Annotated in this window: 22 protein-coding genes; all 22 read left to right on the forward strand. The window is 63.9% G+C overall.

What is annotated here, in order from left to right; translation table 11 throughout:
• Positions 1-32 precede the first annotated feature (32 nt).
• The 22 genes from J3A71_RS08880 to flhF all read left to right on the forward strand — a co-directional run bounded on the left by J3A71_RS08880 (position 33) and on the right by flhF (position 21,903).
• The gene (locus tag J3A71_RS08880; protein ID WP_060519401.1) at positions 33-1,250 is read left to right on the forward strand and encodes an ATP-binding protein; all 1,218 of its coding nucleotides are present in this window, start codon (positions 33-35) and stop codon (positions 1,248-1,250) included.
• Positions 1,250-2,605 carry a sigma-54 dependent transcriptional regulator gene (locus J3A71_RS08885; RefSeq protein ID WP_095117238.1) on the forward strand — a complete coding sequence of 452 codons (1,356 nt, stop codon included), beginning with the start codon at positions 1,250-1,252 and terminating at the stop codon, positions 2,603-2,605. The genes J3A71_RS08880 and J3A71_RS08885 overlap by 1 nt, the downstream gene beginning before the upstream one ends.
• 229 nt (positions 2,606-2,834) lie before the next feature.
• Complete coding sequence (gene fliE / locus J3A71_RS08890; protein ID WP_003254438.1) at positions 2,835-3,167, forward strand: flagellar hook-basal body complex protein FliE; 333 nt, start codon at positions 2,835-2,837, stop codon at positions 3,165-3,167.
• A gap of 15 nt (positions 3,168-3,182) precedes the next feature.
• On the forward strand, positions 3,183-4,961 hold the full coding sequence (gene fliF / locus J3A71_RS08895) for a flagellar basal-body MS-ring/collar protein FliF (RefSeq protein ID WP_096426594.1): 1,779 nt from the start codon (positions 3,183-3,185) through the stop codon (positions 4,959-4,961).
• Positions 4,954-5,973 carry a flagellar motor switch protein FliG gene (fliG, locus tag J3A71_RS08900; protein ID WP_016488432.1) on the forward strand — a complete coding sequence of 340 codons (1,020 nt, stop codon included), beginning with the start codon at positions 4,954-4,956 and terminating at the stop codon, positions 5,971-5,973. The genes fliF and fliG overlap by 8 nt, the downstream gene beginning before the upstream one ends.
• 164 nt (positions 5,974-6,137) lie before the next feature.
• Positions 6,138-6,932 (forward strand): flagellar assembly protein FliH, encoded by a 795-nt coding sequence (gene fliH, locus J3A71_RS08905; protein WP_095117236.1) that lies wholly within the window; start codon positions 6,138-6,140, stop codon positions 6,930-6,932.
• Positions 6,922-8,277: a flagellar protein export ATPase FliI gene (fliI, locus tag J3A71_RS08910; protein WP_060519404.1), complete on the forward strand. Its 1,356-nt coding sequence runs from the start codon at positions 6,922-6,924 to the stop codon at positions 8,275-8,277. Before fliH ends, fliI begins: the two co-directional genes overlap by 11 nt.
• 6 nt (positions 8,278-8,283) lie before the next feature.
• On the forward strand, positions 8,284-8,733 hold the full coding sequence (fliJ, locus tag J3A71_RS08915) for a flagellar export protein FliJ (protein ID WP_016488429.1): 450 nt from the start codon (positions 8,284-8,286) through the stop codon (positions 8,731-8,733).
• A gap of 220 nt (positions 8,734-8,953) precedes the next feature.
• Positions 8,954-9,259 (forward strand): STAS domain-containing protein, encoded by a 306-nt coding sequence (locus J3A71_RS08920; protein WP_023049336.1) that lies wholly within the window; start codon positions 8,954-8,956, stop codon positions 9,257-9,259.
• Positions 9,260-9,267: 8 nt separating this feature from the next.
• Entirely contained in the window at positions 9,268-10,959 is a 1,692-nt protein-coding gene (locus tag J3A71_RS08925; protein WP_016488427.1) for a fused response regulator/phosphatase, read from the forward strand.
• Positions 10,960-11,007: 48 nt separating this feature from the next.
• The gene (locus J3A71_RS08930) at positions 11,008-11,355 is read left to right on the forward strand and encodes an Hpt domain-containing protein (protein ID WP_016488426.1); all 348 of its coding nucleotides are present in this window, start codon (positions 11,008-11,010) and stop codon (positions 11,353-11,355) included.
• 72 nt (positions 11,356-11,427) lie between these two features.
• The gene (locus tag J3A71_RS08935) at positions 11,428-12,684 is read left to right on the forward strand and encodes a flagellar hook-length control protein FliK (protein WP_096426592.1); all 1,257 of its coding nucleotides are present in this window, start codon (positions 11,428-11,430) and stop codon (positions 12,682-12,684) included.
• A 158-nt stretch (positions 12,685-12,842) separates the two neighbouring features.
• Positions 12,843-13,340 (forward strand): flagellar basal body-associated protein FliL, encoded by a 498-nt coding sequence (gene fliL, locus J3A71_RS08940; protein ID WP_016488424.1) that lies wholly within the window; start codon positions 12,843-12,845, stop codon positions 13,338-13,340.
• A gap of 9 nt (positions 13,341-13,349) precedes the next feature.
• Positions 13,350-14,318, forward strand: a complete 969-nt coding sequence (fliM, locus tag J3A71_RS08945; protein ID WP_013973595.1) for a flagellar motor switch protein FliM — start codon at positions 13,350-13,352, stop codon at positions 14,316-14,318.
• 47 nt (positions 14,319-14,365) lie between these two features.
• Entirely contained in the window at positions 14,366-14,833 is a 468-nt protein-coding gene (fliN, locus tag J3A71_RS08950; protein ID WP_023048288.1) for a flagellar motor switch protein FliN, read from the forward strand.
• A gap of 12 nt (positions 14,834-14,845) precedes the next feature.
• Complete coding sequence (gene fliO / locus J3A71_RS08955; RefSeq protein ID WP_033734953.1) at positions 14,846-15,280, forward strand: flagellar biosynthetic protein FliO; 435 nt, start codon at positions 14,846-14,848, stop codon at positions 15,278-15,280.
• Positions 15,280-16,035, forward strand: a complete 756-nt coding sequence (fliP, locus tag J3A71_RS08960; protein WP_016488421.1) for a flagellar type III secretion system pore protein FliP — start codon at positions 15,280-15,282, stop codon at positions 16,033-16,035. Before fliO ends, fliP begins: the two co-directional genes overlap by 1 nt.
• A gap of 21 nt (positions 16,036-16,056) precedes the next feature.
• Complete coding sequence (gene fliQ, locus J3A71_RS08965; protein ID WP_016488420.1) at positions 16,057-16,326, forward strand: flagellar biosynthesis protein FliQ; 270 nt, start codon at positions 16,057-16,059, stop codon at positions 16,324-16,326.
• A gap of 7 nt (positions 16,327-16,333) precedes the next feature.
• Positions 16,334-17,110, forward strand: a complete 777-nt coding sequence (gene fliR / locus J3A71_RS08970) for a flagellar biosynthetic protein FliR (RefSeq protein WP_016488419.1) — start codon at positions 16,334-16,336, stop codon at positions 17,108-17,110.
• Positions 17,111-17,112: 2 nt separating this feature from the next.
• The gene (gene flhB, locus J3A71_RS08975) at positions 17,113-18,255 is read left to right on the forward strand and encodes a flagellar biosynthesis protein FlhB (protein WP_096426591.1); all 1,143 of its coding nucleotides are present in this window, start codon (positions 17,113-17,115) and stop codon (positions 18,253-18,255) included.
• Positions 18,256-18,454: 199 nt separating this feature from the next.
• Positions 18,455-20,584 carry a flagellar biosynthesis protein FlhA gene (gene flhA / locus J3A71_RS08980; protein ID WP_016488417.1) on the forward strand — a complete coding sequence of 710 codons (2,130 nt, stop codon included), beginning with the start codon at positions 18,455-18,457 and terminating at the stop codon, positions 20,582-20,584.
• A gap of 11 nt (positions 20,585-20,595) precedes the next feature.
• A complete protein-coding gene (gene flhF / locus J3A71_RS08985; RefSeq protein WP_016488416.1) occupies positions 20,596-21,903 on the forward strand; it encodes a flagellar biosynthesis protein FlhF in 1,308 nt (435 codons plus the stop codon).
• Positions 21,904-21,916 lie beyond the last annotated feature (13 nt).

Here is a 21,916-nt window from a genome sequence, read left to right on the forward strand (position 1 = left end):
TTTTATGACGGTCAGCCACGCGAGAGAGCACGATGCCCCAGGCCGCCCACGTAACCCGAGCCCCCAATCAGCAGGGGCATGCCCCGATCGAGCAGGACAGCCACCAGGGTATCGAGCACGCCTTCGCCCTGTTCAACCAGGTGTCCAGCCAACTCAGCCAGTCCTACAGCCTGCTCGAAGCCCGGGTCAGTGAGCTGAAAGGCGAGCTGGCGGTGGTCAGTGCGCAGCGCATCGAAGAACTCAGCGAAAAGGAACGCCTGGCCAACCGCCTGCAGAACCTGCTGGACCTGCTGCCTGGCGGGGTAATCGTGATCGATGGTCATGGCCTTGTACGTGAAGCCAACCCGGCTGCCTGCGAACTGCTCGGCGAGCCGCTGATCGGCGAATTGTGGCGCCAGGTAATCGCCCGCAGCTTTGCGCCGCGCAAGGACGACGGCCATGAAATCTCGCTGCGCGATGGCCGCCGCCTGTCGATCTCCACCCGCTCGCTGGATGCCGAACCCGGCCAACTCGTGCTGCTCAACGACCTGACTGAAACCCGTCGCCTGCAAGACCAACTGGCCCGCCACGAGCGCCTGTCATCGCTGGGGCGGATGGTCGCCTCGCTGGCCCACCAGATTCGCACGCCGCTGTCGGCAGCCATGCTCTATGCCAGCCACCTGGCCGATAGCGAGCAAGCGTTGAGCGCGGAAACCCGCCAGCGTTTCGCCGGTACCTTGAAGGAGCGCCTGCACGAGCTGGAGCATCAGGTGCGCGACATGCTGGTGTTCGCCCGTGGCGAGTTGCCGCTGGGTGACCGGGTTACCCCAAAAGCCCTTTTCCAGGCCCTGCAGCAGGCGGCCCAGGCCCATGTGCAGGGGCACGCTGTGCGCTGGCAGTGCGACAGCCATCTGGGTGAGCTGTTGTGCAATCGCGATACCTTGGTCGGTGCCTTGCTCAACCTGATCGAGAATGCCCTGCAGGCCAGCGACAGCCCGGCGCGGTTGAAGGTGCACCTGTTCCGCCGCGAGCGCACCTTGCAGCTGTGCGTAAGTGATGCGGGCAGTGGTATCGACGCCGGGTTGTTGGCGCGTCTGGGTGAGCCGTTCCTGACTACCAAAGCCACTGGCACCGGCCTTGGCCTGGCGGTGGTCCAGGCTGTGGTGCGTGCCCATCAGGGCCGTTTGCATCTGCGCTCGAAAGTGGGCCGTGGCACCTGCGTGCGGGTAGAGCTGCCGTTGATCGACGGGCAATTGGCGGAGGGGGTGTAATGGCAATCAAGGTGCTGCTGGTCGAGGACGACCGCGTATTGCGCCAGGCGCTGGGCGATACCCTGGAAATCGGCGGTTTCGCCTACCAGGCGGTGGGCAGTGCTGAGGAAGCGCTGGAGGCGGTGCTGGATGATGCTTTCAGCCTGGTGGTCAGCGATGTGAACATGCCCGGTATGGACGGGCACCAGTTGCTGAGCCAGTTGCGCCGTCAGCAGCCCCAGTTGCCGGTGCTGTTGATGACGGCGCACGCCGCCGTCGAGCGTGCCGTCGAGGCCATGCGCCAGGGGGCTGCCGACTATCTGGTCAAGCCGTTCGAGCCCAAGGCGCTGCTCAGCCTGGTCGAGCGGCATGCCGCGGGGCGGGTGGTCGCCGAAGAAGGCCCGGTGGCCTGCGAGCCGGCCAGCCGCCAGTTGCTGGAGCTGGCCGCGCGCGTGGCGCGCAGTGATTCGACTGTGCTGATTTCCGGGGAATCCGGCACCGGCAAGGAAGTGCTTGCACGTTACATCCACCAGCAATCGCCGCGGGCAGCGCAGCCCTTCGTGGCAATCAACTGCGCGGCCATCCCCGACAACATGCTCGAAGCCACCTTGTTTGGCCATGAAAAGGGTGCCTTCACCGGTGCTATCGCTGCCCAGGCCGGCAAGTTCGAGCAGGCCGAAGGGGGCACCTTGTTGCTCGACGAAATTTCGGAAATGCCAATGGCCTTGCAGGCCAAGCTGCTGCGCGTGTTGCAGGAGCGCGAGGTGGAGCGGGTCGGCGGGCGCAAGCCGATCAGCCTGGACATCCGTGTGCTGGCCACGACCAACCGCGACCTTGCTGGCGAAGTGGCCGCCGGGCGCTTCCGTGAAGACCTGTACTACCGCCTGTCAGTGTTCCCCCTGGCCTGGTGCCCATTGCGTGAGCGCCCGGGCGATATCTTGCAACTGGCCGAGCGCCTGCTGGCGCGCCACGCGGCCAAGATGAAACACGCCCCGGTGCGCCTGTCGCCGCAGGCCCGGGCTTGCCTGCAGGCCTATGCCTGGCCGGGCAACGTGCGCGAACTCGACAACGCGCTTCAGCGGGCGCTGATCCTGCAGCAGGGCGGGGTGATCGAGGCGGCGGATTTCTGTCTGGCAGGCGCCATTCCATTGTCAGCTGGCACAGAGCCATCACCTGGAGTGTCAGTCGAGGCCAGCGGGCTGGGCGATGACATGCGTCGCCATGAGTACCAGATGATCATCGACACCCTGCGCGCCGAGCGCGGTCGGCGCAAAGAGGCGGCCGAACGGCTGGGCATCAGCCCACGCACCTTGCGCTACAAGCTGGCGCAGATGCGCGATGCCGGGTTCGACGTCGAGGCCAGCCTGTTCGGCTGACACTGCGCCCCGCTGTGAATGGATACCACCCTGTGGGAGCGGGCATGCCCGCGAAGAACCCCACGCGGTGGCTGGCACCGGCTGCGCCGGTGTTCGCGGGCTCGCCCGCTCCCACAGGGGCCGCACCAACCCGTGAAGGTGATTGCCAAGGCTGGCACCTTTGTTGCTTTACGTAGGCTATTCGCCGCATGAGTGTCAAAAAAATGCGGCCGCAGGAGAGAGAAGGGTCATGAGCCAAGGTGTTGAATTCAATCGTCTGATGCTGGACATGCGGGCCATGCAGGCCGATGCCATGTCGCTGCCTAAGGTCACCGCAGCCCCCGAGCTGGCACCGGGGCAGAGTACCTTTGCCGACATGCTTGGCCAGGCCATCGGCAAGGTGCATGAGACGCAGCAGGCATCGACCCAACTGGCCAATGCCTTCGAGATCGGCAAGAGCGGCGTCGACCTGACTGACGTGATGATCGCTTCGCAAAAGGCCAGCGTGTCGATGCAGGCCATGACCCAGGTACGCAACAAGCTGGTCCAGGCGTATCAGGACATCATGCAGATGCCGGTTTGAGGACGGACGTAAACCATGGCTGAAGCAGTCGTCGACAACGCCCCCGCCAAGACGGGCCCGGCAGCGGCCAAGCGCCCGCTGCCAGGTATGTCGTTCCTGGAAAACATCGCGCAGATGCCCATGCTGCGCCAGGTCGGCCTCATGGTCGGCCTGGCGGCCAGCGTGGCGATCGGCTTTGCCGTGGTGCTGTGGTCGCAACAACCCGATTACCGTCCGCTGTACGGCAGCCTGTCGGGCATGGACACCAAGCAGGTCATGGACACCCTGGGTGCCGCTGATATCCCTTATAACGTTGAGCCCAACTCCGGTGCTCTGCTGGTCAAGGCCGACGACCTCTCCCGTGCGCGCCTGAAACTGGCGGCTGCCGGCGTAGCGCCCAGCGATGGCAATGTTGGCTTCGAACTGCTCGACAAGGAGCAAGGCCTGGGCACCAGCCAGTTCATGGAGGCCACGCGCTACCGCCGCAGCCTGGAAGGCGAGCTGGCGCGTACCGTTTCCAGCCTGAACAACGTGAAGGCCGCGCGCGTGCACCTGGCCATCCCGAAAAGCTCGGTGTTCGTGCGTGACGATCGAAAGCCCAGCGCCTCGGTGCTGGTCGAGCTGTACCCGGGCCGTGCCCTGGAGGCCGGTCAGGTGTTGGCCATCGTCAACCTGGTGGCGACCAGTGTGCCGGAGCTGGATAAATCCCAGGTCACCGTGGTCGACCAGAAGGGTAACTTGCTGTCCGAGCAGTTGCAGGACTCTGCCCTGACCGAAGCCGGCAAGCAGTACGACTACAGCCGCCGCATGGAAAGCATGCTCACCCAGCGCGTGCGCAACATCCTGCAGCCCGTGCTGGGCAATGACCGCTACAAGGCCGAAGTGTCTGCCGACCTGGACTTCAGTGCCGTCGAGTCGACCGCCGAGCAGTTCAACCCCGATCAGCCAGCATTGCGCAGCGAGCAGTCGGTTGAAGAGCAACGTGCCAGCAGCCAAGGCCCGCAAGGCGTGCCTGGTGCGCTGAGCAACCAGCCGCCAGGCGCCGCTTCGGCACCGCAAACCACCGGTGGCGCCGCTACCCCGGCCGCCGCCATTCAGCCTGGCCAGCCGCTGGTGGATGCCAACGGCCAGCAGGTCATGGACCCGGCCACCGGTCAGCCGATGCTCGCGCCGTACCCGTCGGACAAACGCCAGCAAAGCACCAAGAACTTCGAGCTGGACCGCTCCATCAGCCACACCCGTCAGCAGCAGGGGCGCATGACCCGCCTGTCGGTGGCGGTGGTCGTGGACGACCAGGTCAAGATCGACCCGGCCACCGGCACCACCAGCCGTGCGCCGTGGGCTGCCGAAGACCTGGCGCGCTTCACTCGCCTGGTGCAGGACGCGGTCGGCTTCGACGCCAGCCGTGGTGACAGCGTGACGGTGATCAACGTGCCATTTGCCGCCGACCGTGGCGAAGAAATCGCCGATATCGCCTTCTACCAGCAGCCGTGGTTCTGGGACATCGTCAAGCAAGTGCTGGGCGTGGTGTTCATTCTGGTGCTGGTGTTCGGCGTGCTGCGGCCGGTGCTTAACAACATCACAGGGGGCGGCAAGCAGGCGGCTTCCGATAGCGACATGGAGCTGGGCGGCATGGTGGGGTTGGATGGCGAACTGGCCAACGACCGCGTCAGCCTGGGTGGCCCGACAAGCATTCTGCTGCCTAGCCCGAGCGAGGGTTACGAGGCACAGCTCAACGCAATCAAAGGCCTGGTGGCCGAAGACCCGGGCCGTGTAGCCCAGGTCGTCAAAGACTGGATCAACGCCGATGAGTGATAACAGAGCCGTTACCGCCAAGCTGAGCCGCGTCGACAAAGCGGCAATCCTGTTGCTCTCGCTGGGCGAGACCGATGCGGCCCAGGTACTGCGGCACATGGGCCCCAAGGAAGTGCAGCGGGTGGGTGTGGCCATGGCGCAGATGGGTAATGTGCACCGTGACCAGGTGGAGCAGGTGATGAGCGAGTTCGTCGACATTGTCGGCGACCAGACCAGCCTGGGCGTGGGGTCCGATGCCTATATCCGCAAGATGCTCAACCAGGCGCTGGGCGAGGACAAGGCCAACGGCCTGGTCGACCGCATCCTGCTGGGTGGCAACACCAGCGGCCTGGACAGCCTGAAGTGGATGGAGCCGCGCGCCGTCGCCGACGTGATCCGCTACGAGCACCCGCAGATCCAGGCCATCGTGGTCGCTTACCTCGACCCTGACCAGGCGGGTGAAGTGCTGAGCAACTTCGACCACAAGGTGCGCCTGGACATCGTCCTGCGCGTGTCGTCGCTGAACACCGTGCAGCCGGCGGCGCTCAAAGAGCTGAACCAGATTCTGGAGAAGCAGTTCTCGGGCAACTCCAACGCCGCGCGCACCACCTTGGGCGGTATCAAGCGCGCTGCCGACATCATGAACTTCCTCGACAGCTCCGTGGAAGGTGCACTGATGGATGCGATCCGCGAAGTCGACAGCGACCTGTCGGAGCAGATCGAAGACCTGATGTTCGTCTTCAACAACCTGGCCGACGTCGACGACCGGGGTATCCAGGCGCTGCTGCGCGAAGTGTCGTCCGACGTGTTGGTGGTGTCGCTCAAGGGCGCCGACGAGCGGGTCAAGGACAAGATTTTCAAGAACATGTCCAAACGTGCCTCGGAACTGCTGCGCGACGACCTGGAGGCCAAAGGGCCGGTGCGGGTCAGCGACGTGGAAACGGCGCAGAAGGAAATCCTCACCATCGCCCGCCGCATGGCCGAGGCCGGCGAGATCGTGCTCGGCGGCAAGGGTGCCGAGGAAATGATCTGAGTCACTAGCGGCGGGCCTTGAGGGTTCTGTGTAGGAGCGGGCTTGCCCCGCGAACACCGGCAACGCCGGTGCCATGCACCGCGGCGCCTGCTTCGCGGGACAAGCCCGCTCCCACAGGGGCCAGACCTGTATCCCTTTGAACAGGGTTGTGAGTACCTGAAAACATGTCCAGCAAAGAACATCACCCCAGCGACCTGATCCGCGCCCGCGACCTCGAGGGCGTGGACGTGTGGACGCTGCCCAGCTTCGACCCGGAGCCAGAGCCCGTACCCGAGCCTGAGCCGGAACCCGAGGCGGTCGAGGAAGAAATCGAGGAAGTGCCGCTGGAAGAAGTCCAGCCACTCACCCTGGAAGAGCTCGAGGCGATCCGCCAGGAAGCCTACAACGAAGGTTTCGCCACCGGCGAGCGAGAGGGCTTTCACAGCACCCAGCTCAAGGTCCGCCAAGAGGCCGAAGCGGCCCTGAAGGCCAAGCTCGACAGCCTCGAGCAACTGATGACCCACCTGATGGACCCGATCGCCGAGCAAGACACGCAGATCGAGAAAACCCTCGTTCACCTGGTGGCGCACATGACCCGCCAGGTGATTGGCCGCGAATTGCGCAACGACTCCAGCCAGATCACCCAGGTGCTGCGCGAAGCACTGAAGCTGCTGCCCATGGGGGCGGACAATATCCGCATTCACCTCAACCCGCAGGACTTCGAGCTGGTCAAGGCCCTGCGCGAACGCCATGAGGAAAACTGGCGGTTGCTGGAAGACAGCGCACTGCTACCGGGGGGCTGCCGTATCGAGACTGCCCATAGCCGCATTGATGCAACCATGGAAACGCGCATCGAGAAAACCGTGGCGCAGCTGTTCGACCAGTTGCACGATCATTCTCTGCACCCGGCGGCGCCAGACATGTCGGTAGACCTGGACGCCCCCGTCGAGCGTTCGGTGGAAAGCCCTGATGCACCTTAAGCGCACCAGCTTCGGCAAGCGCCTGGGCAGTTATGCCGAGGCCATCGCGCTGCCGACCCAACCCATCGTCGAAGGCCGCCTGCTGCGCATGGTCGGGCTCACCCTGGAGGCCGAAGGCCTGCGCGCCGCCGTGGGTAGCCGCTGCCTGGTAATCAACGACGACAGCTACCACCCGGTCCAGGTGGAAGCCGAAGTCATGGGGTTTGCCGGGCCCAAGGTGTTCCTCATGCCGGTCGGCAGCATTGTCGGTATCGCCCCCGGCGCCCGGGTGGTGCCGCTGGACGACGGCGGCCGATTGCCCATGGGCATGAGCATGCTCGGTCGGGTGCTGGATGGCGCCGGCCGTGCGCTGGATGGCAAGGGCGGGATGAAGGCTGAGGACTGGGTGCCGATGGATGGGCCGGTGATCAACCCGCTCAACCGTGACCCTATCAGCAAGCCGCTGGACGTGGGCATCCGCAGTATCAATGGCCTGCTGACCGTTGGTCGCGGCCAGCGCCTGGGCCTGTTCGCCGGTACCGGCGTGGGTAAGTCGGTGTTGCTGGGCATGATGACCCGCTTTACCGAAGCCGAAATCATCGTGGTTGGCCTGATCGGCGAACGGGGCCGCGAGGTGAAGGAATTCATCGAGCACATCCTGGGTGAGGAGGGCCTCAAGCGCTCGGTGGTGGTGGCTTCACCTGCCGATGATGCGCCGCTGATGCGCCTGCGTGCTGCCATGTATTGCACGCGCATTGCCGAGTATTTCCGTGACAAAGGCAAGAACGTGCTGTTGTTGATGGACTCGCTCACCCGTTTCGCCCAGGCCCAGCGGGAAATTGCCCTGGCCATCGGTGAGCCGCCGGCCACCCGTGGTTACCCGCCGTCGGTATTTGCCAAGCTGCCCAAGCTGGTGGAGCGGGCGGGCAATGGCGAGCCGGGCGGTGGCTCGATTACCGCGTTCTACACCGTATTGTCCGAAGGTGATGACCAGCAAGACCCCATCGCCGACTCGGCGCGCGGTGTACTCGACGGCCACTTCGTGCTGTCGCGCCGGTTGGCCGAAGAGGGCCATTACCCAGCGATCGACATCGAAGCCTCGATCAGCCGGGTCATGCCCCAGGTGGTCGACGCCGACCACTTGCGCCAGGCGCAAAAGTTCAAGCAACTGTGGTCGCGGCTGTCGCAAAGCCGCGACCTGATCAGCGTGGGCGCCTACGTGGCCGGCGGCGACCCGGAAACCGACCTGGCCATTGCCTTGCAATCCAGGCTTGTGGATTTTCTGCGCCAAGGCCTGCAGGAGAATGTGGGCATGGCGCAGAGCCGCGAACAGTTGGGGGCGATCTTCACGCCCCCGGCAGGCTGATAGGGCATGGCCCTGCCTGGGCGCGCGGCGCGCCTGACGCCGGTGGTGGGCATGGCCGAAGAGGCCGAGCGCAAGGCCGCCCAGCGCCTGGGGCATTTCCAGCAGCAAGTGGCCACGGCTCAGGCCAAGCTGGCCGAACTGGAGCGTTTTCGTGAGGATTACCAGCTGCAGTGGATCAACCGTGGCGGGCAGGGGGTAAATGGCAGCTGGCTGGTCAACTACCAGCGTTTTCTGGGGCAGCTGGAAACGGCCATGACCCAGCAGCGTCAGAGCCTGGTCTGGCACCAGAACAACCTCAACAATGCCCGTGGCATTTGGCAGCAGGCCTATGCCCGGGTAGAGGGGTTGCGCAAGCTGGTGCAGCGCTACATGGACGAAGCCCGGCGCGCCGAAGACAAGCGTGAGCAGCGGTTGCTGGATGAGTTGTCGCAGCGCTTGCCCCGCCAAATCCTTTAGCCAAAGCCTTGCGCTGTGCCTTGTAGGAGCGGCCTTGTGCCGCGAAAGGGCCGCAGAGCGGCCCCGGCGATATCTGCTGCGAAGCTGAAAATCTGGGGCCGCTACGCGCCCCTTTCGCGGCACAAGGCCGCTCCTACAGGGGGCGCGTTCTTGCGACCCATGCCATCGCCTGCTAAACCTTACTGGAGTTGCATTCGCCATCATCGAAGGAATCGCTAGCATGGCAGTCGAGACTGATTTTTCGCAGGAAGGGAAAAAGCTGACAATCAAGATCAAGGGGCGCTTCGATTTCGGCAAGCATCAAGAATTTCGTGACGCCTACGAACGCCAGCCCGACCGGCCCGACTCGGTGATCGTTGACCTGAAAGACACCACCTACCTCGACAGTTCCGCGCTCGGCATGCTGCTGTTGCTCAGGGACCACGCGGGCGGCGATGAGTCGGACGTGCGCGTGGTGCATGCCAGCTCTGATGTGCGCAAGATCCTTGCGATCTCCAATTTCGAAAAACTCTTCGACATCAGTTGAGCGTCGACATGCCCGCCGAACAGGCGTTGACAGTGCTGGTCGCCGAAGACGGAGCCGCCGACCGACTGCTGTTGGCGCAGATCGTGCGGCGCCAGGGCCATCAGGTGGTCACCGCAGAAAATGGCGAGCAGGCGGTGGCGCTGTTCGTCGAGCGGCGCCCGCAGCTGGTGCTGCTGGATGCACTGATGCCGGTGATGGATGGCTTTGAGGCGGCGCGGCAGATCAAGGCCCTGGCCGGCGAGGCGCTGGTGCCGATCATTTTCCTGACGTCGCTGAATGAAGAAGAGGGCCTGGTGCGTTGCCTGGAGGCCGGGGGCGATGATTTCATGGCCAAGCCTTACAGTGCGGTGATCCTCGGCGCCAAGATTCGCGCCATGGACCGCCTGCGCCGGCTGCAGGCTACCGTGCTGGAGCAGCGCGACCAGATCTCCCGGCACCACCACCACCTGCTCAACGAGCAGCGGGTGGCCAAGGCGGTGTTCGACAAGGTGGCTCACTCCGGATGCCTGTCTGCCCCCAACATCCGCTACCTGCAATCGCCCTATGCGCTGTTCAATGGCGACCTGATGCTGGCCGCGTTCACGCCGGCCGGTGACATGCGCGTGCTGCTCGGCGATTTCACCGGCCACGGCCTGCCGGCGGCGGTGGGGGCCATGCCACTGGCAGAGGTGTTCTACGGCATGACTGCCAAGGGCTACGGCATGGCGCAGATCCTGCGCGAGATGAACGCCAAGCTCAAACGCATCCTGCCAGTGGACATGTTCTGCTGTGCGCTGCTGCTCGACCTCAGCTTGCAGCGTGGCGCAGTAGAGGTGTGGAATGGGGGCATGCCCGATGGTTATCACTTGTCGATTGATGGCCAGGTGCTATCATCGCTGAGGTCGCGGCACCTCCCACTGGGCATCCTGGCTGCGGAGCGTTTCGATGACAGCACCGAAGTGTTGCCATTGGCGCCGGGTGAGCGGCTGTTATTATTGTCGGACGGCGTGCTGGATACCGCCGATGACCAGGAGCGGTTATTCGGCGTGCGGCGCCTGCGTACGGTGCTGGCCGACAATCGCGACCCGGAGCGGCTGTTCGATGAGGTGATGCAGGCATTGAAGCGCTTTGGCGGGCGCCCGCGGGACGATATCAGCCTGTGCGACATTCGCATGTTCAGCGCTGAGGAGCGGGTGCCGGCGCCGATCATCTACTCTGATAGCGGCCGCTCCAGCCCGCTGGACTGGTCGCTGGGGTTCGAGGTGCGGGGCGAAAGCCTCAAGCGCTTCAATCCGGTGCCGTACCTGGTGCAGTTGTTGCAGGAAATTCACGGCCTGCGCGCACGCACCGGCAGCCTGCACGCAGTGCTCAGCGAACTGTATTCCAATGCGCTGGAACATGGGGTGCTGGGCCTGGATTCGCGGCTCAAGCGCGATGGGCAGGGGTTTGCCGACTATTACCAGGAGCGCGCCCGGCGTCTGGGTGCGTTGACCGACGGGTTCGTGCGCATCGACTTTACGGTTGAACCGCACGCCGATGGCGGGCGTCTGATAGTTGAGGTGCTCGACAGCGGGGCCGGGTTCGACGTGCAGCGTGTGCTGTCGCGGCCTTCGCTGGCGCAAGGCCTGAGCGGGCGTGGCCTGAACCTGGTCCAGCGGCTGGCCAGCAACGCCCGCTGGAGCGAGGACGGGCGTCGCGCGCATGTGGAGTTCATATGGTGAGCCACAGGTTGGCTCGGGCATAATCTGGCTTGATCAAGGAGTGAGCAAGTGACTGACATGCATATTGACCACAAGGTCCTCAGTGACCTGCGTGAAGTCATGGAAGATGGCTTCCTGCAGTTGGTGAAGACCTTTCTCGACGATTCCGAGCGGCGCTTGAGCCAGTTGCACGCGGCCAAAAGCGCCGAAGAGCTCGGTGCTGCCGCCCACAGTTTCAAGGGCAGCAGCAGCAACATGGGCGCAGTGGCCCTGGCTCGCTTGTGTCAGCAACTGGAAGACCGCGCCCGGCAGCGTCCACTGTATGGTATCGAAGACCTGATCAACCGTATCGATCTGGAATATGGCGTGGTGCAGCGCTTCTACCGTGATGAGCAGCAGCGTATTTCTGCAGGCTGATGCGTGAGTTGGCGCGAGTCTTGCTTTTCTCTGGCTGGATGATTTTACTGTTCCTGGCGCGGAGACCGCTCAATGCCTGTCGCACCCAACCCTTTGTTGCAAGCCAACGCCATTAAAAGCACCTCGCGTTCGGCCACCGCGCAGGCGGATAAACCGCTGCAGGCGTTGGGTGACAAGGGTGACGGCTTTGGCCAGGTGATGGCCAGGCAGGGGCGTGACAAGGCCGCTGGGCAAAATGACAAGGTGGCCCCGGCCCAACCCAAGGACAAACCTGAGGCGGCAGCGGGGGGCAAGAAAGAGCCCGCCGAGAAAACTGCGGTTGCCGATGACGGCAACAAGTTGCCAGCTGATGACGCTGCCCAGGCCGATACCGCGCTGCGTGATGCCAGCCTGGTGGCCGGCCAGGTCACCGACGCCCAGCCTGGCGCCCAGCTGATCCAGGCGCAGGCCGAGGCTGTCGCGCCGGTGCTGCAGGCGGCCACGGCGCAGGCTGCGGCACTGCCCGAAGCGCCATCTGCCGAAGAAGCCTTCGACCCCGATGCCGACCCGTTGGCCAACCTGCCAACCTTGCGCCTGGCGCTGGAGCACAGCGCCCAGGCCAAAGGCGCTACCTCGGCGCATGCCCTGGACCCGTCCCGCGCCCAGGGCGAAGATGGGCAGGCAACCGTCAATACCTTGGCGAACCTGGTGGAGCATGCCGAGGGTGAAGCGGGTGAGTCGGGTGACAAGGCTTTTGGTGCCCTGCTTGAAGATGGCCTGAAAGACACCAAGAGCGCCGATAGCGACACTCGCATCGATGATTTTGCCAACCGCCTGGCCAGCCTGACCCAGGCTGCCACGGCCAAGACCGCCAACGCCGTACCGGCCAATGCCGGCCCGCTGCACCAGCCATTGCCGATGAACCAGGGCGCCTGGGCCGAGGGCTTGGTCAACCGGGTCATGTACTTGTCCAGCCAGAACCTCAAGTCGGCGGATATCCAGCTGGAGCCGGCCGAGCTGGGCCGTTTGGATATTCGCGTCAATGTTGCGACGGACCAATCGACCCAAGTCACCTTCATCAGCGGCCACGCCGGTGTGCGTGATGCACTCGACAGCCAGGTGCACCGCTTGCGCGAACTGTTCGCCCAGCAGGGGCTGGCGCAGCCAGATGTCAACGTGGCCGACCAGTCGCGCGGGCAGCAACAGCAGCAGGGGCAGGCGCAGGGCAGCAACCTGTCCGGGGTGGCGGCACGGCAGGCGGAGCAGGGTGGGGCCGAGCCAGTCGAAAGCGCCCGACCTGTGGAACAGCAAGTGGTTATCGGCGACAGTGCGGTTGATTACTACGCGTGATGCATGGCTGGGGGGGGGTGGCGCCTACTTAGATCGAGCGCCGCCCGCGCGGCGCTCGATCTCACCGCCGTAAAATCCCTGAAGCCGAATTCTGGCATAACACTTGCTCAAGCCAAGCCATCCACCTTTGAACCCCCGATGGACGACGGATTATTGGCATGGCGAAGAGCGAAGCAGTCAAAGACCCCGCCACTAAAGGCAAACTCAAGCTGATCCTGCTGGCGGTCGTAGGCCTGTTGCTGGCGATCGGCCTTTCGGTGGGCGCTACCTGGTTCATCATGCACAAGAGCGAGTCGGCCCCGGCCGCCGAGCCTGCCGCCGGCAACGTCAAGCCTGCGGCGATCTACGAGGCGCTGACCCCGGCATTCGTGGTGAATTTCAACCAGAACGGCCGCCAGCGCTACATGCAACTGAGCATCACGATGCAGGCGCGTAACCAGGCTGACCTGGATGCCCTGAAGGTGCACATGCCGGTGATCCGCAACAACCTGGTGATGATGTTCTCCGGGCAGGGTTTCGACACCCTGGCCAGCAGCCCGGTCGGGCAGGAGATGTTGCGCCAGAAGGCTACCGCAGTGGTCCAGGAAGTGGCGCAGAAGGAAGTCGGCAAGCCGGTCATCGACCAGTTGCTGTTCACCAATTTCGTATTGCAGTAGGAGTCCGCAATGGCCGTACAGGACCTGCTGTCCCAGGATGAAATCGATGCCCTGTTGCACGGCGTCGACGACGGGCTGGTGCAGACCGAAAGCGCATCCGAGCCTGGCAGTATCAAAAGCTACGACCTGACCAGCCAAGACCGTATCGTACGGGGTCGCATGCCGACCCTTGAAATGATCAACGAGCGCTTCGCCCGTTACACCCGTATCAGCATGTTCAACCTGCTGCGCCGTTCTGCCGACGTGGCCGTGGGCGGTGTGCAGGTGATGAAGTTCGGCGAATACGTGCACTCGCTGTACGTGCCGACCAGCCTCAACCTGGTGAAGATCAAGCCGCTGCGCGGCACCTCGCTGTTCATCCTCGATGCCAAGCTGGTGTTCAAGCTGGTAGACAACTTCTTCGGTGGCGATGGCCGCCACGCCAAGATCGAAGGCCGCGAATTCACCCCTACCGAACTGCGCGTGGTGCGCATGGTGCTGGACCAGTGCTTCGTCGACCTCAAGGAAGCCTGGCAGGCGATCATGCCGGTCACCTTCGAGTACATGAACTCCGAAGTCAACCCGGCCATGGCCAACATTGTCGGGCCCAGCGAGGCAGTGGTGGTGTCCACCTTCCACATCGAACTGGACGGCGGTGGCGGCGACCTGCACGTGACCATGCCGTACTCGATGATCGAGCCGGTGCGGGAAATGCTCGATGCCGGTTTCCAGTCCGACCTGGACGACCAGGACGAGCGCTGGGTCAAGGCCCTGCGCGAGGACGTGCTGGATGTGGCCGTGCCCCTGACTGCCACGGTCGCCCGCCGCCAGCTGAAGCTGCGCGACATTCTGCACATGCAGCCTGGCGACGTGATCCCGGTGGAGCTGCCCGAGCACCTGGTGCTGCGTGCCAACGGCGTGCCGTCGTTCAAGGCGCGCCTGGGTTCGCACAAGGGCAACCTGGCCCTGCAGATCATCGACCCGATCGAACGCCGCTGACGGCGTGCCGGTCGCTCATAACGAATTGAATGCCTGTAGAGGAAACCATGGCTAACGAAAACGAGATCACCTCCGCAGAGGACCAGGCGCTGGCCGATGAGTGGGCTGCGGCCCTTGAAGAGACCGGCTCGGCGGGGCAGGCCGACATCGATGCGCTGCTGGGCGGTGACACCGGCAGCAGCGGCGGCCCCGGCCGCATGCCGATGGAAGAGTTCGCCAGCTCGCCGAAGCCGAACGAAAACGTCAGCCTCGAAGGCCCGAACCTGGATGTGATCCTGGACATTCCGGTGAACATTTCCATGGAAGTGGGCAGCACCGAGATCAACATCCGCAACCTGCTGCAGCTCAACCAGGGCTCGGTGATCGAGCTTGACCGCCTGGCCGGCGAGCCGCTGGACGTGCTGGTCAACGGCACACTGATTGCCCATGGCGAAGTGGTGGTGGTCAACGAGAAGTTCGGCATTCGCCTGACCGACGTGATCAGCCCCAGCGAACGTATCAAGAAGCTGCGCTGAGTGAAGGGCACGATGCGCGCCTTTGCGGCGTTCGCTGCGCTGCTGGCCAGCCAGGCCTGTCTGGCTGCAGCCACGCCGGCGGCAACCCCGGCGACGGCGCCTGGCAGCCTTGGCGGTCAGTTGGCGCAGATGGTCTTCGGTCTGCTGCTGGTGGTGGGCCTGATCTTCTTTCTGGCCTGGGTGCTGCGGCGCATGCAGAGCACGGCGGTGAAGGGCGGGCAGGTGATCGAGATCGTCGGCAGCCGGGCCATCGGCCCGCGTGACCGCCTGCTGCTGGTGCAGGTGGGCAAGGAGCAGATCCTGATTGGCCACACCCCCGGTAGCATCGAGGCGCTGCATGTGCTGGCCGAACCCGTGGAAGTGCCGGCTGGCGCACGTCAGGCTACGCCGGAATTTGCCCAGCGGTTGATGGAGCTGATGGGCAAGGACCCTAAGGACAAGAAGTGATGAGCGGCCCGCTGCGTATGTTGTTGACTTTGGCGCTGCTGCTGGCTGCGCCGCTGGCCCTGGCCGCCGACCCGTTGTCGATCCCGGCCATTACCCTGTCCAACGGGGCGGACGGGCAGCAGGAGTATTCGGTCAGCCTGCAGATTCTGCTGATCATGACGGCGCTCAGCTTCATCCCGGCGTTCGTCATCCTGATGACCAGTTTCACCCGCATCATCATCGTGTTCTCGATCCTGCGTCAGGCCCTGGGCCTGCAGCAGACGCCGTCCAACCAGATCCTGACCGGCATGGCGCTGTTTCTGACCATGTTCATCATGGCGCCGGTGTTCGACCGGGTGAACCAGGACGCCCTGCAGCCATACCTCAAGGAGCAGATGACTGCCCAGCAGGCCATCGACAAGGCCCAGGTGCCGCTCAAGGACTTCATGCTGGCGCAAACCCGGCAAAGCGACCTGGACCTGTTCATGCGCCTGTCCAAGCGCACCGACATCGCCGGCCCCGATCAGGTCCCACTGACGATTCTGGTGCCGGCATTCGTTACCTCCGAGCTGAAAACCGCGTTTCAGATCGGCTTCATGATCTTCATCCCGTTCCTGATCATCGACATGGTCGTGGCCAGTGTGCTGATGGCCATGGGTATGATGATGTTGTCGCCGCTGATCATCTCGCTGCCGTTCAAGATCATGTTGTTCGTGCTGGTGGATGGCTGGGCGCTGATCATGGGCACCCTGGCCAGCAGTTTCGGCGGCGTCTGACGCCGTCAAGGAGAGCCGCCGATGACACCCGAAGTAGCCGTCGACCTGTTCCGTGACGCCCTGTGGCTGACCACCCTGATGGTCGCTGTGCTGGTGGTGCCGAGCCTGCTGGTGGGCCTGGTGGTGGCGATGTTCCAGGCCGCCACGCAGATCAACGAACAGACCCTGAGCTTTTTGCCGCGCCTGCTGGTAATGCTGGTTACGCTGATCGTTGCCGGGCCATGGCTGGTACAGAAGTTCATGGAGTACATCACCACCCTCTACACCAACATCCCGCAGCTCATCGGTTGACGCTGACATGCTGGAGCTGACCGACGCGCAGATCGGCACCTGGGTCGCCACCTTCATCCTGCCGTTGTTCAGGGTGACTGCGGTGCTGATGACCATGCCGATCTTTGGCACTCGCATGCTGCCGGCGCGGGTGCGCCTGTACGTGGCGGTGGCCATTACCGTGGTGATCGTGCCGGCGCTGCCGCCGCTGCCCGAATTCGACCCGCTGAGCCTGCGAGGCCTGTTGCTGTGTGGCGAACAGATCATCGTCGGCACGCTGTTCGGCCTGGCCCTGCAGTTGCTGTTCCAGGCTTTCGTGATTGCCGGGCAGATCGTCGCGGTGCAGATGGGTATGGCCTTCGCCTCGATGGTCGACCCCGCCAACGGCGTGAACGTCACGGTGATCAGCCAGTTCATGACCATGCTGGTAAGCGTGCTGTTCCTGTTGATGAACGGCCACCTGGTGGTGTTCGAAGTACTGACCGAAAGCTTTACCACCTTGCCGGTGGGCAATGCGCTGGTGGTCAACCAGTTCTGGGAACTGGTCGGGCGAGTGGGTTGGATGTTTGCGGCCGGCCTGCTGCTGATCCTGCCGGTCGTCGCCGCCTTGCTGGTGGTGAACATCGCCTTTGGCGTGATGACCCGAGCCGCGCCACAGTTGAACATCTTCTCCATTGGCCTCCCGTTGACCCTGGTCCTGGGCATGCTCATTTTCTGGGTGGGTCTGGCCGATGTGCTGTCCCACTATCAGGCATTGGCCAGCGAAGCGCTGCAATGGCTGCGTGAGCTGGCGAGGGCGCGCTGAGCATGGCAGAAAGCGAGAGCGGTCAGGACAAGACAGAAGACCCCACCGAGAAACGCAAGCGCGATGCCCGCGAGAAAGGCGAGATCGCGCGCTCCAAGGAGCTGAACACGGTGGCGGTGACCTTGGCTGGCGCTGGAGGCCTGCTGGCGTTCGGCGGTCACATGGCCGAGACGTTGCTGAGCATCATGCGCATGAACTTCAGCCTCACGCGCGACATCATTGTCGACGAGCGGGCAATGGGCGCCTTCCTGCTGGCCTCGGGCAAGATGGCGATATGGGCGGTGCAGCCGGTGCTTATCCTGCTGTTCGTGATTTCCTTCGTTGCGCCCATTGCCCTTAGCGGTTTCCTGTTCTCGGGCAGCTTGCTGCAGCCAAAATTCAGCCGCATGAACCCTCTGGCGGGGATCAAGCGGATGTTCTCGGTGAATGGCTTGACCGAGCTGCTCAAGGCGCTGGCCAAGTTCTTCGTGATTCTGGCGGTGGCGGTGGTGGTGTTGGTCAGCGACCGCCAGGCGTTGTTGTCGATCGCCAACGAACCGCTTGAGCAGGCGATCATTCACAGCCTGCAGGCGGTGGGCTGGAGTGCGTTGTGGATGTCGGCCGGGCTGCTGCTGATTGCGGCGGCGGACGTGCCCATCCAGCTGTACCAGACGCACAAGAAAATGAAGATGACCAAGCAGGAAGTGCGCGACGAGTACAAGGACAGCGAGGGCAAGCCCGAGGTCAAGCAACGTATTCGCCAACTGCAGCGCGAGATGTCGCAGCGGCGCATGATGGCGGCGGTGCCGCAGGCCGATGTGATCATCACCAACCCGACGCACTATGCGGTGGCCCTGCAGTACGACCCGGAGAAGGGCGGGGCAGCACCCTTGCTGCTGGCCAAGGGCACCGACTTCATGGCCCTGAAGATTCGTGAGATTGGTGTGGAGCACAAGATCCAGATCCTCGAATCGCCGGCCCTGGCGCGGGCGATCTACTACTCCACCGAGCCTGAGCAGGAAATCCCTGCCGGCTTGTACCTGGCCGTGGCGCAGGTACTGGCCTATGTGTTCCAGATCCGCCAGTACCGCGCTGGCAGGGGCAAGCGGCCAGAGCCGTTGAAAGAAGACCTGCCGATCCCGCCGGACCTGCGCCGCGACAGTTGACCTTGTGTCAGGGCTTCTGGCCCTTTCGCGGGCACGCCCGCTCCCACAGGTATTGCGGGGGCCTGTGGGAGCGGGCATGCCCGCGAAGAGGCCAGCACAGGAAACATAAATCTCCCACCGAGCAAAGTTGGAAGGCTTCTTGCAAAGCCACGCCCAGGCGCCCCCTGGGCGTCAAAGTTTTGCATCAAGAGGACTCGCGGTGGATCGCACTCAGTTAATCAGCAACGCCCGCAACAACCTGGCCGGCCTCGGCCGGGGCAATCTGGGTGTGCCGTTGCTGCTGCTGGTGATGTTGGCAATGATGATGTTGCCGATACCGCCGTTCCTGCTCGACGTGTTCTTCACCTTCAACATCGCCCTGTCGATCGTGGTGCTGCTGGTCTGCGTGTACGCCCTGCGCCCACTGGACTTTGCCGCCTTCCCCACCATCCTGCTGGTGGCCACGCTGTTGCGCCTGGCCCTGAACGTGGCGTCCACCCGTGTGGTCATGCTGCACGGCCAGGAGGGCCATGGTGCTGCCGGTAAGGTAATCCAGGCCTTCGGTGAGGTGGTGATCGGCGGCAACTACGTGGTCGGTGCCGTGGTGTTTGCCATCCTCATGATCATCAACTTCGTGGTGGTGACCAAGGGTGCCGGGCGTATTTCGGAGGTGAGCGCGCGTTTCACCCTCGACGCCATGCCCGGCAAGCAGATGGCCATCGACGCCGACCTCAACGCCGGCCTGATCGACCAGGCCCAGGCCAAGCACCGCCGTGCCGAGGTGGCGCAGGAGGCGGAGTTCTACGGCTCGATGGACGGTGCCAGCAAGTTCGTGCGCGGTGACGCCATTGCCGGCCTGCTTATCCTGTTCATCAACCTGATTGGCGGCATGCTGATCGGCATGCTGCAGCACGGCATGAGTTTCGGTGATGCCGGCAAGGTGTACGCCTTGCTGACCATCGGTGACGGTTTGGTGGCGCAATTGCCATCCCTGCTGCTGTCCACTGCCGCCGCAATCATGGTTACCCGTGCCTCGGGCTCCGAGGACATGGGCAAGCTGATCAACCGGCAGATGTTCGATTCGCCCAAGGCGCTGGCGGTGTCCGGCGCGCTGATGATCGTCATGGGGCTGGTGCCTGGCATGCCCCACGTGGCCTTCCTCGGCCTTGGCCTGCTGGCCTGTGGCGGTGCCTACCTGGTGTGGAAGAAGCAGCACAAGGCCAAGCTGGACGCGCAGCAGGAGGCGCAGCGGCAGCAAGACCTGCTGCCCTCGCCGCAGCGCGCGCTTGATACCAAGGAACTGGGCTGGGACGACGTGACGCCCATCGACATGATCGGCCTGGAAGTCGGCTACCGGCTGATCCCGCTGGTCGACCGCAACCAGGGCGGCCAGTTGCTGGCGCGGATCAAGGGTGTGCGCAAGAAGCTGTCCCAGGACCTGGGTTTCCTCATGCCCACCGTGCATATTCGCGACAACCTCGACCTGCAGCCCAGCGCCTATCGCCTGACCCTGATGGGGGTAATCCTGGCCGAAGCGGAGATTTACCCGGACCGGGAGCTGGCGATCAACCCTGGGCAAGTGTTCGGCACCCTCAACGGCATTGCCGCACGCGACCCGGCGTTTGGCCTGGAGGCGGTGTGGATCGATGTCGGCCAGCGTTCACAGGCGCAGTCGCTGGGCTACACCGTGGTCGACGCAAGCACCGTGGTGGCCACCCACCTCAACCAGATCTTGCAGAAGCACTGTCACGAGCTGATCGGCCACGAAGAGGTTCAGCAACTGCTGCAGGTACTGTCCAAGGCATCGCCTAAACTTGCAGAAGAGCTGGTGCCCGGTGTCATTTCCTTGTCGGGCCTGCTCAAGGTGCTGCAAGCGCTGTTGTCGGAACAGGTGCCGGTGCGCGATATTCGCAGTATTGCCGAAGCCATCGCGAACAACGCCGGCAAGAGTCAAGATACCGCCGCGCTGGTGGCGGTGGTGCGCGTCGGATTGTGTCGCGCCATCGTGCAAAGCATTGTCGGCGTTGAGTCGGAGCTGCCAGTGATTACCCTGGAGCCAAGGTTGGAACAGATTTTGCTCAATAGTCTGCAAAGGGCCGGGCAGGGTCAGGAAGATGGTGTTCTTCTGGAGCCGAGCATGGCCGAGAAGCTGCAACGTTCGCTGATCGAAGCGGCCCAGCGTCAGGAGATGCAGGGCCAGCCGGCCATCCTGCTGGTCGCCGGCCCGATCCGCGCCATGCTGTCGCGTTTCGGTCGCCTGGCTGTACCGAATTTGCATGTGCTGGCGTATCAGGAAATACCGGACAACAAGCAAGTCACCATCGTTGCCACCGTGGGCCCTAACGGCTGAGGTAGTGGATAATGCAAGTTAAGCGATTTTTCGCCGCCGATATGCGTCAGGCCATGAAACTGGTCCGTGACGAGCTGGGCGCCGATGCCGCGATCATTGGCAATCGCCGCATTGCCGGTGGTGTCGAACTGACGGCCGCGCTGGACTACAAGCTGTCCGCCCTGGCCCCGCGCGTGCCTAACGCCGAGCTGGAACAAGAGCTGCGCAAGACCCACACGCGCATCGCTACCGCCCAGGCCGAGCTGGACCACCGCCAGGACAGCAGCGACAACAACCGCCAATTGTTTGCCGGGCAGTCGCTGACGGCCGCCGAGCCGTTGATCGAGCCGCACGTCGATGCCCCTGAGCCCGCCGCTGCCCCGGCTGCCGCGCCGGTCGACCCGCGCCTGTTCGATGCGATGCGCTCCGAGCTGTCGGGCCTGCGCGAGTTGCTGGAAGTGCAGCTCGGTTCGCTGGCCTGGAACCAGCTGCAAGGCAGCAAGCCACAGCAGGCCAATCTCTGGCGCCGTCTGCAGCGTATCGGCCTGTCCGGGCCGATCGCCCGTGAGCTGCTGGACCTCACCACCGAGATCGAAGAGCCTCGCCAGGCTTGGCGCATGCTGCTGGCGCACCTGGCGCGGATGATCGAAATGCCGGAAATCGAGCCGATCGAAGAGGGCGGGGTGATTGCCATGGTCGGCCCTGCCGGCATGGGCAAGACCACTACCCTGGCCAAGCTGGCTGCCCGCTACGTGCTCAAGTACGGCGCGCAGAACCTGGCGCTGGTGAGCATGGACAGCTTTCGTATCGGCGCGCAGGAGCAGCTCAAGACCCTGGGCCGCATCCTCAACGTGCCAGTGACCTACGTCGACCCGGGCCAGTCCCTGGCCGCGGCGCTGGAACCGCTGTTGCGCAAGCGCGTTGTGCTGATTGATACCGCCGGCCTGCAGGCCAGCGACCCGGCACTGCGCATGCAGCTGGAAACCTTGGCCGGGCGTGGCATTGCCGCGAAGAATTACCTGGTGCTGGCCACCACCAGCCAGAAACAGGTGCTGACCGCCGCCTACCACAGCTACAAACGTTGTGGTCTGGCCGGTTGCATCCTGACCAAGCTGGATGAAACGGCAAGCCTTGGCGATGTGCTGAGCCTTGCCATCAGTCATGAACTGCCCGTGGCCTACCTGACCGATGGCCCGCGCATTCCTGACGACCTGCACCTGCCGCGCGGCCACCAGCTGGTCTCCCGTGCGGTCAATGTGCAGCAGCAGGACGAGCCCAGCGAAGAGGCCATGGCCGACATGTTCGCTGATCTCTATCACAACCCCCGGCGAGCGGGTTGACCATGAAGCGTGT

The sequence above is a fragment of the Pseudomonas sp. PvP089 genome (genome assembly GCF_017875165.1).
In the GTDB taxonomy this organism is placed as follows: Bacteria; Pseudomonadota; Gammaproteobacteria; order Pseudomonadales; family Pseudomonadaceae; genus Aquipseudomonas; species Aquipseudomonas fortuita.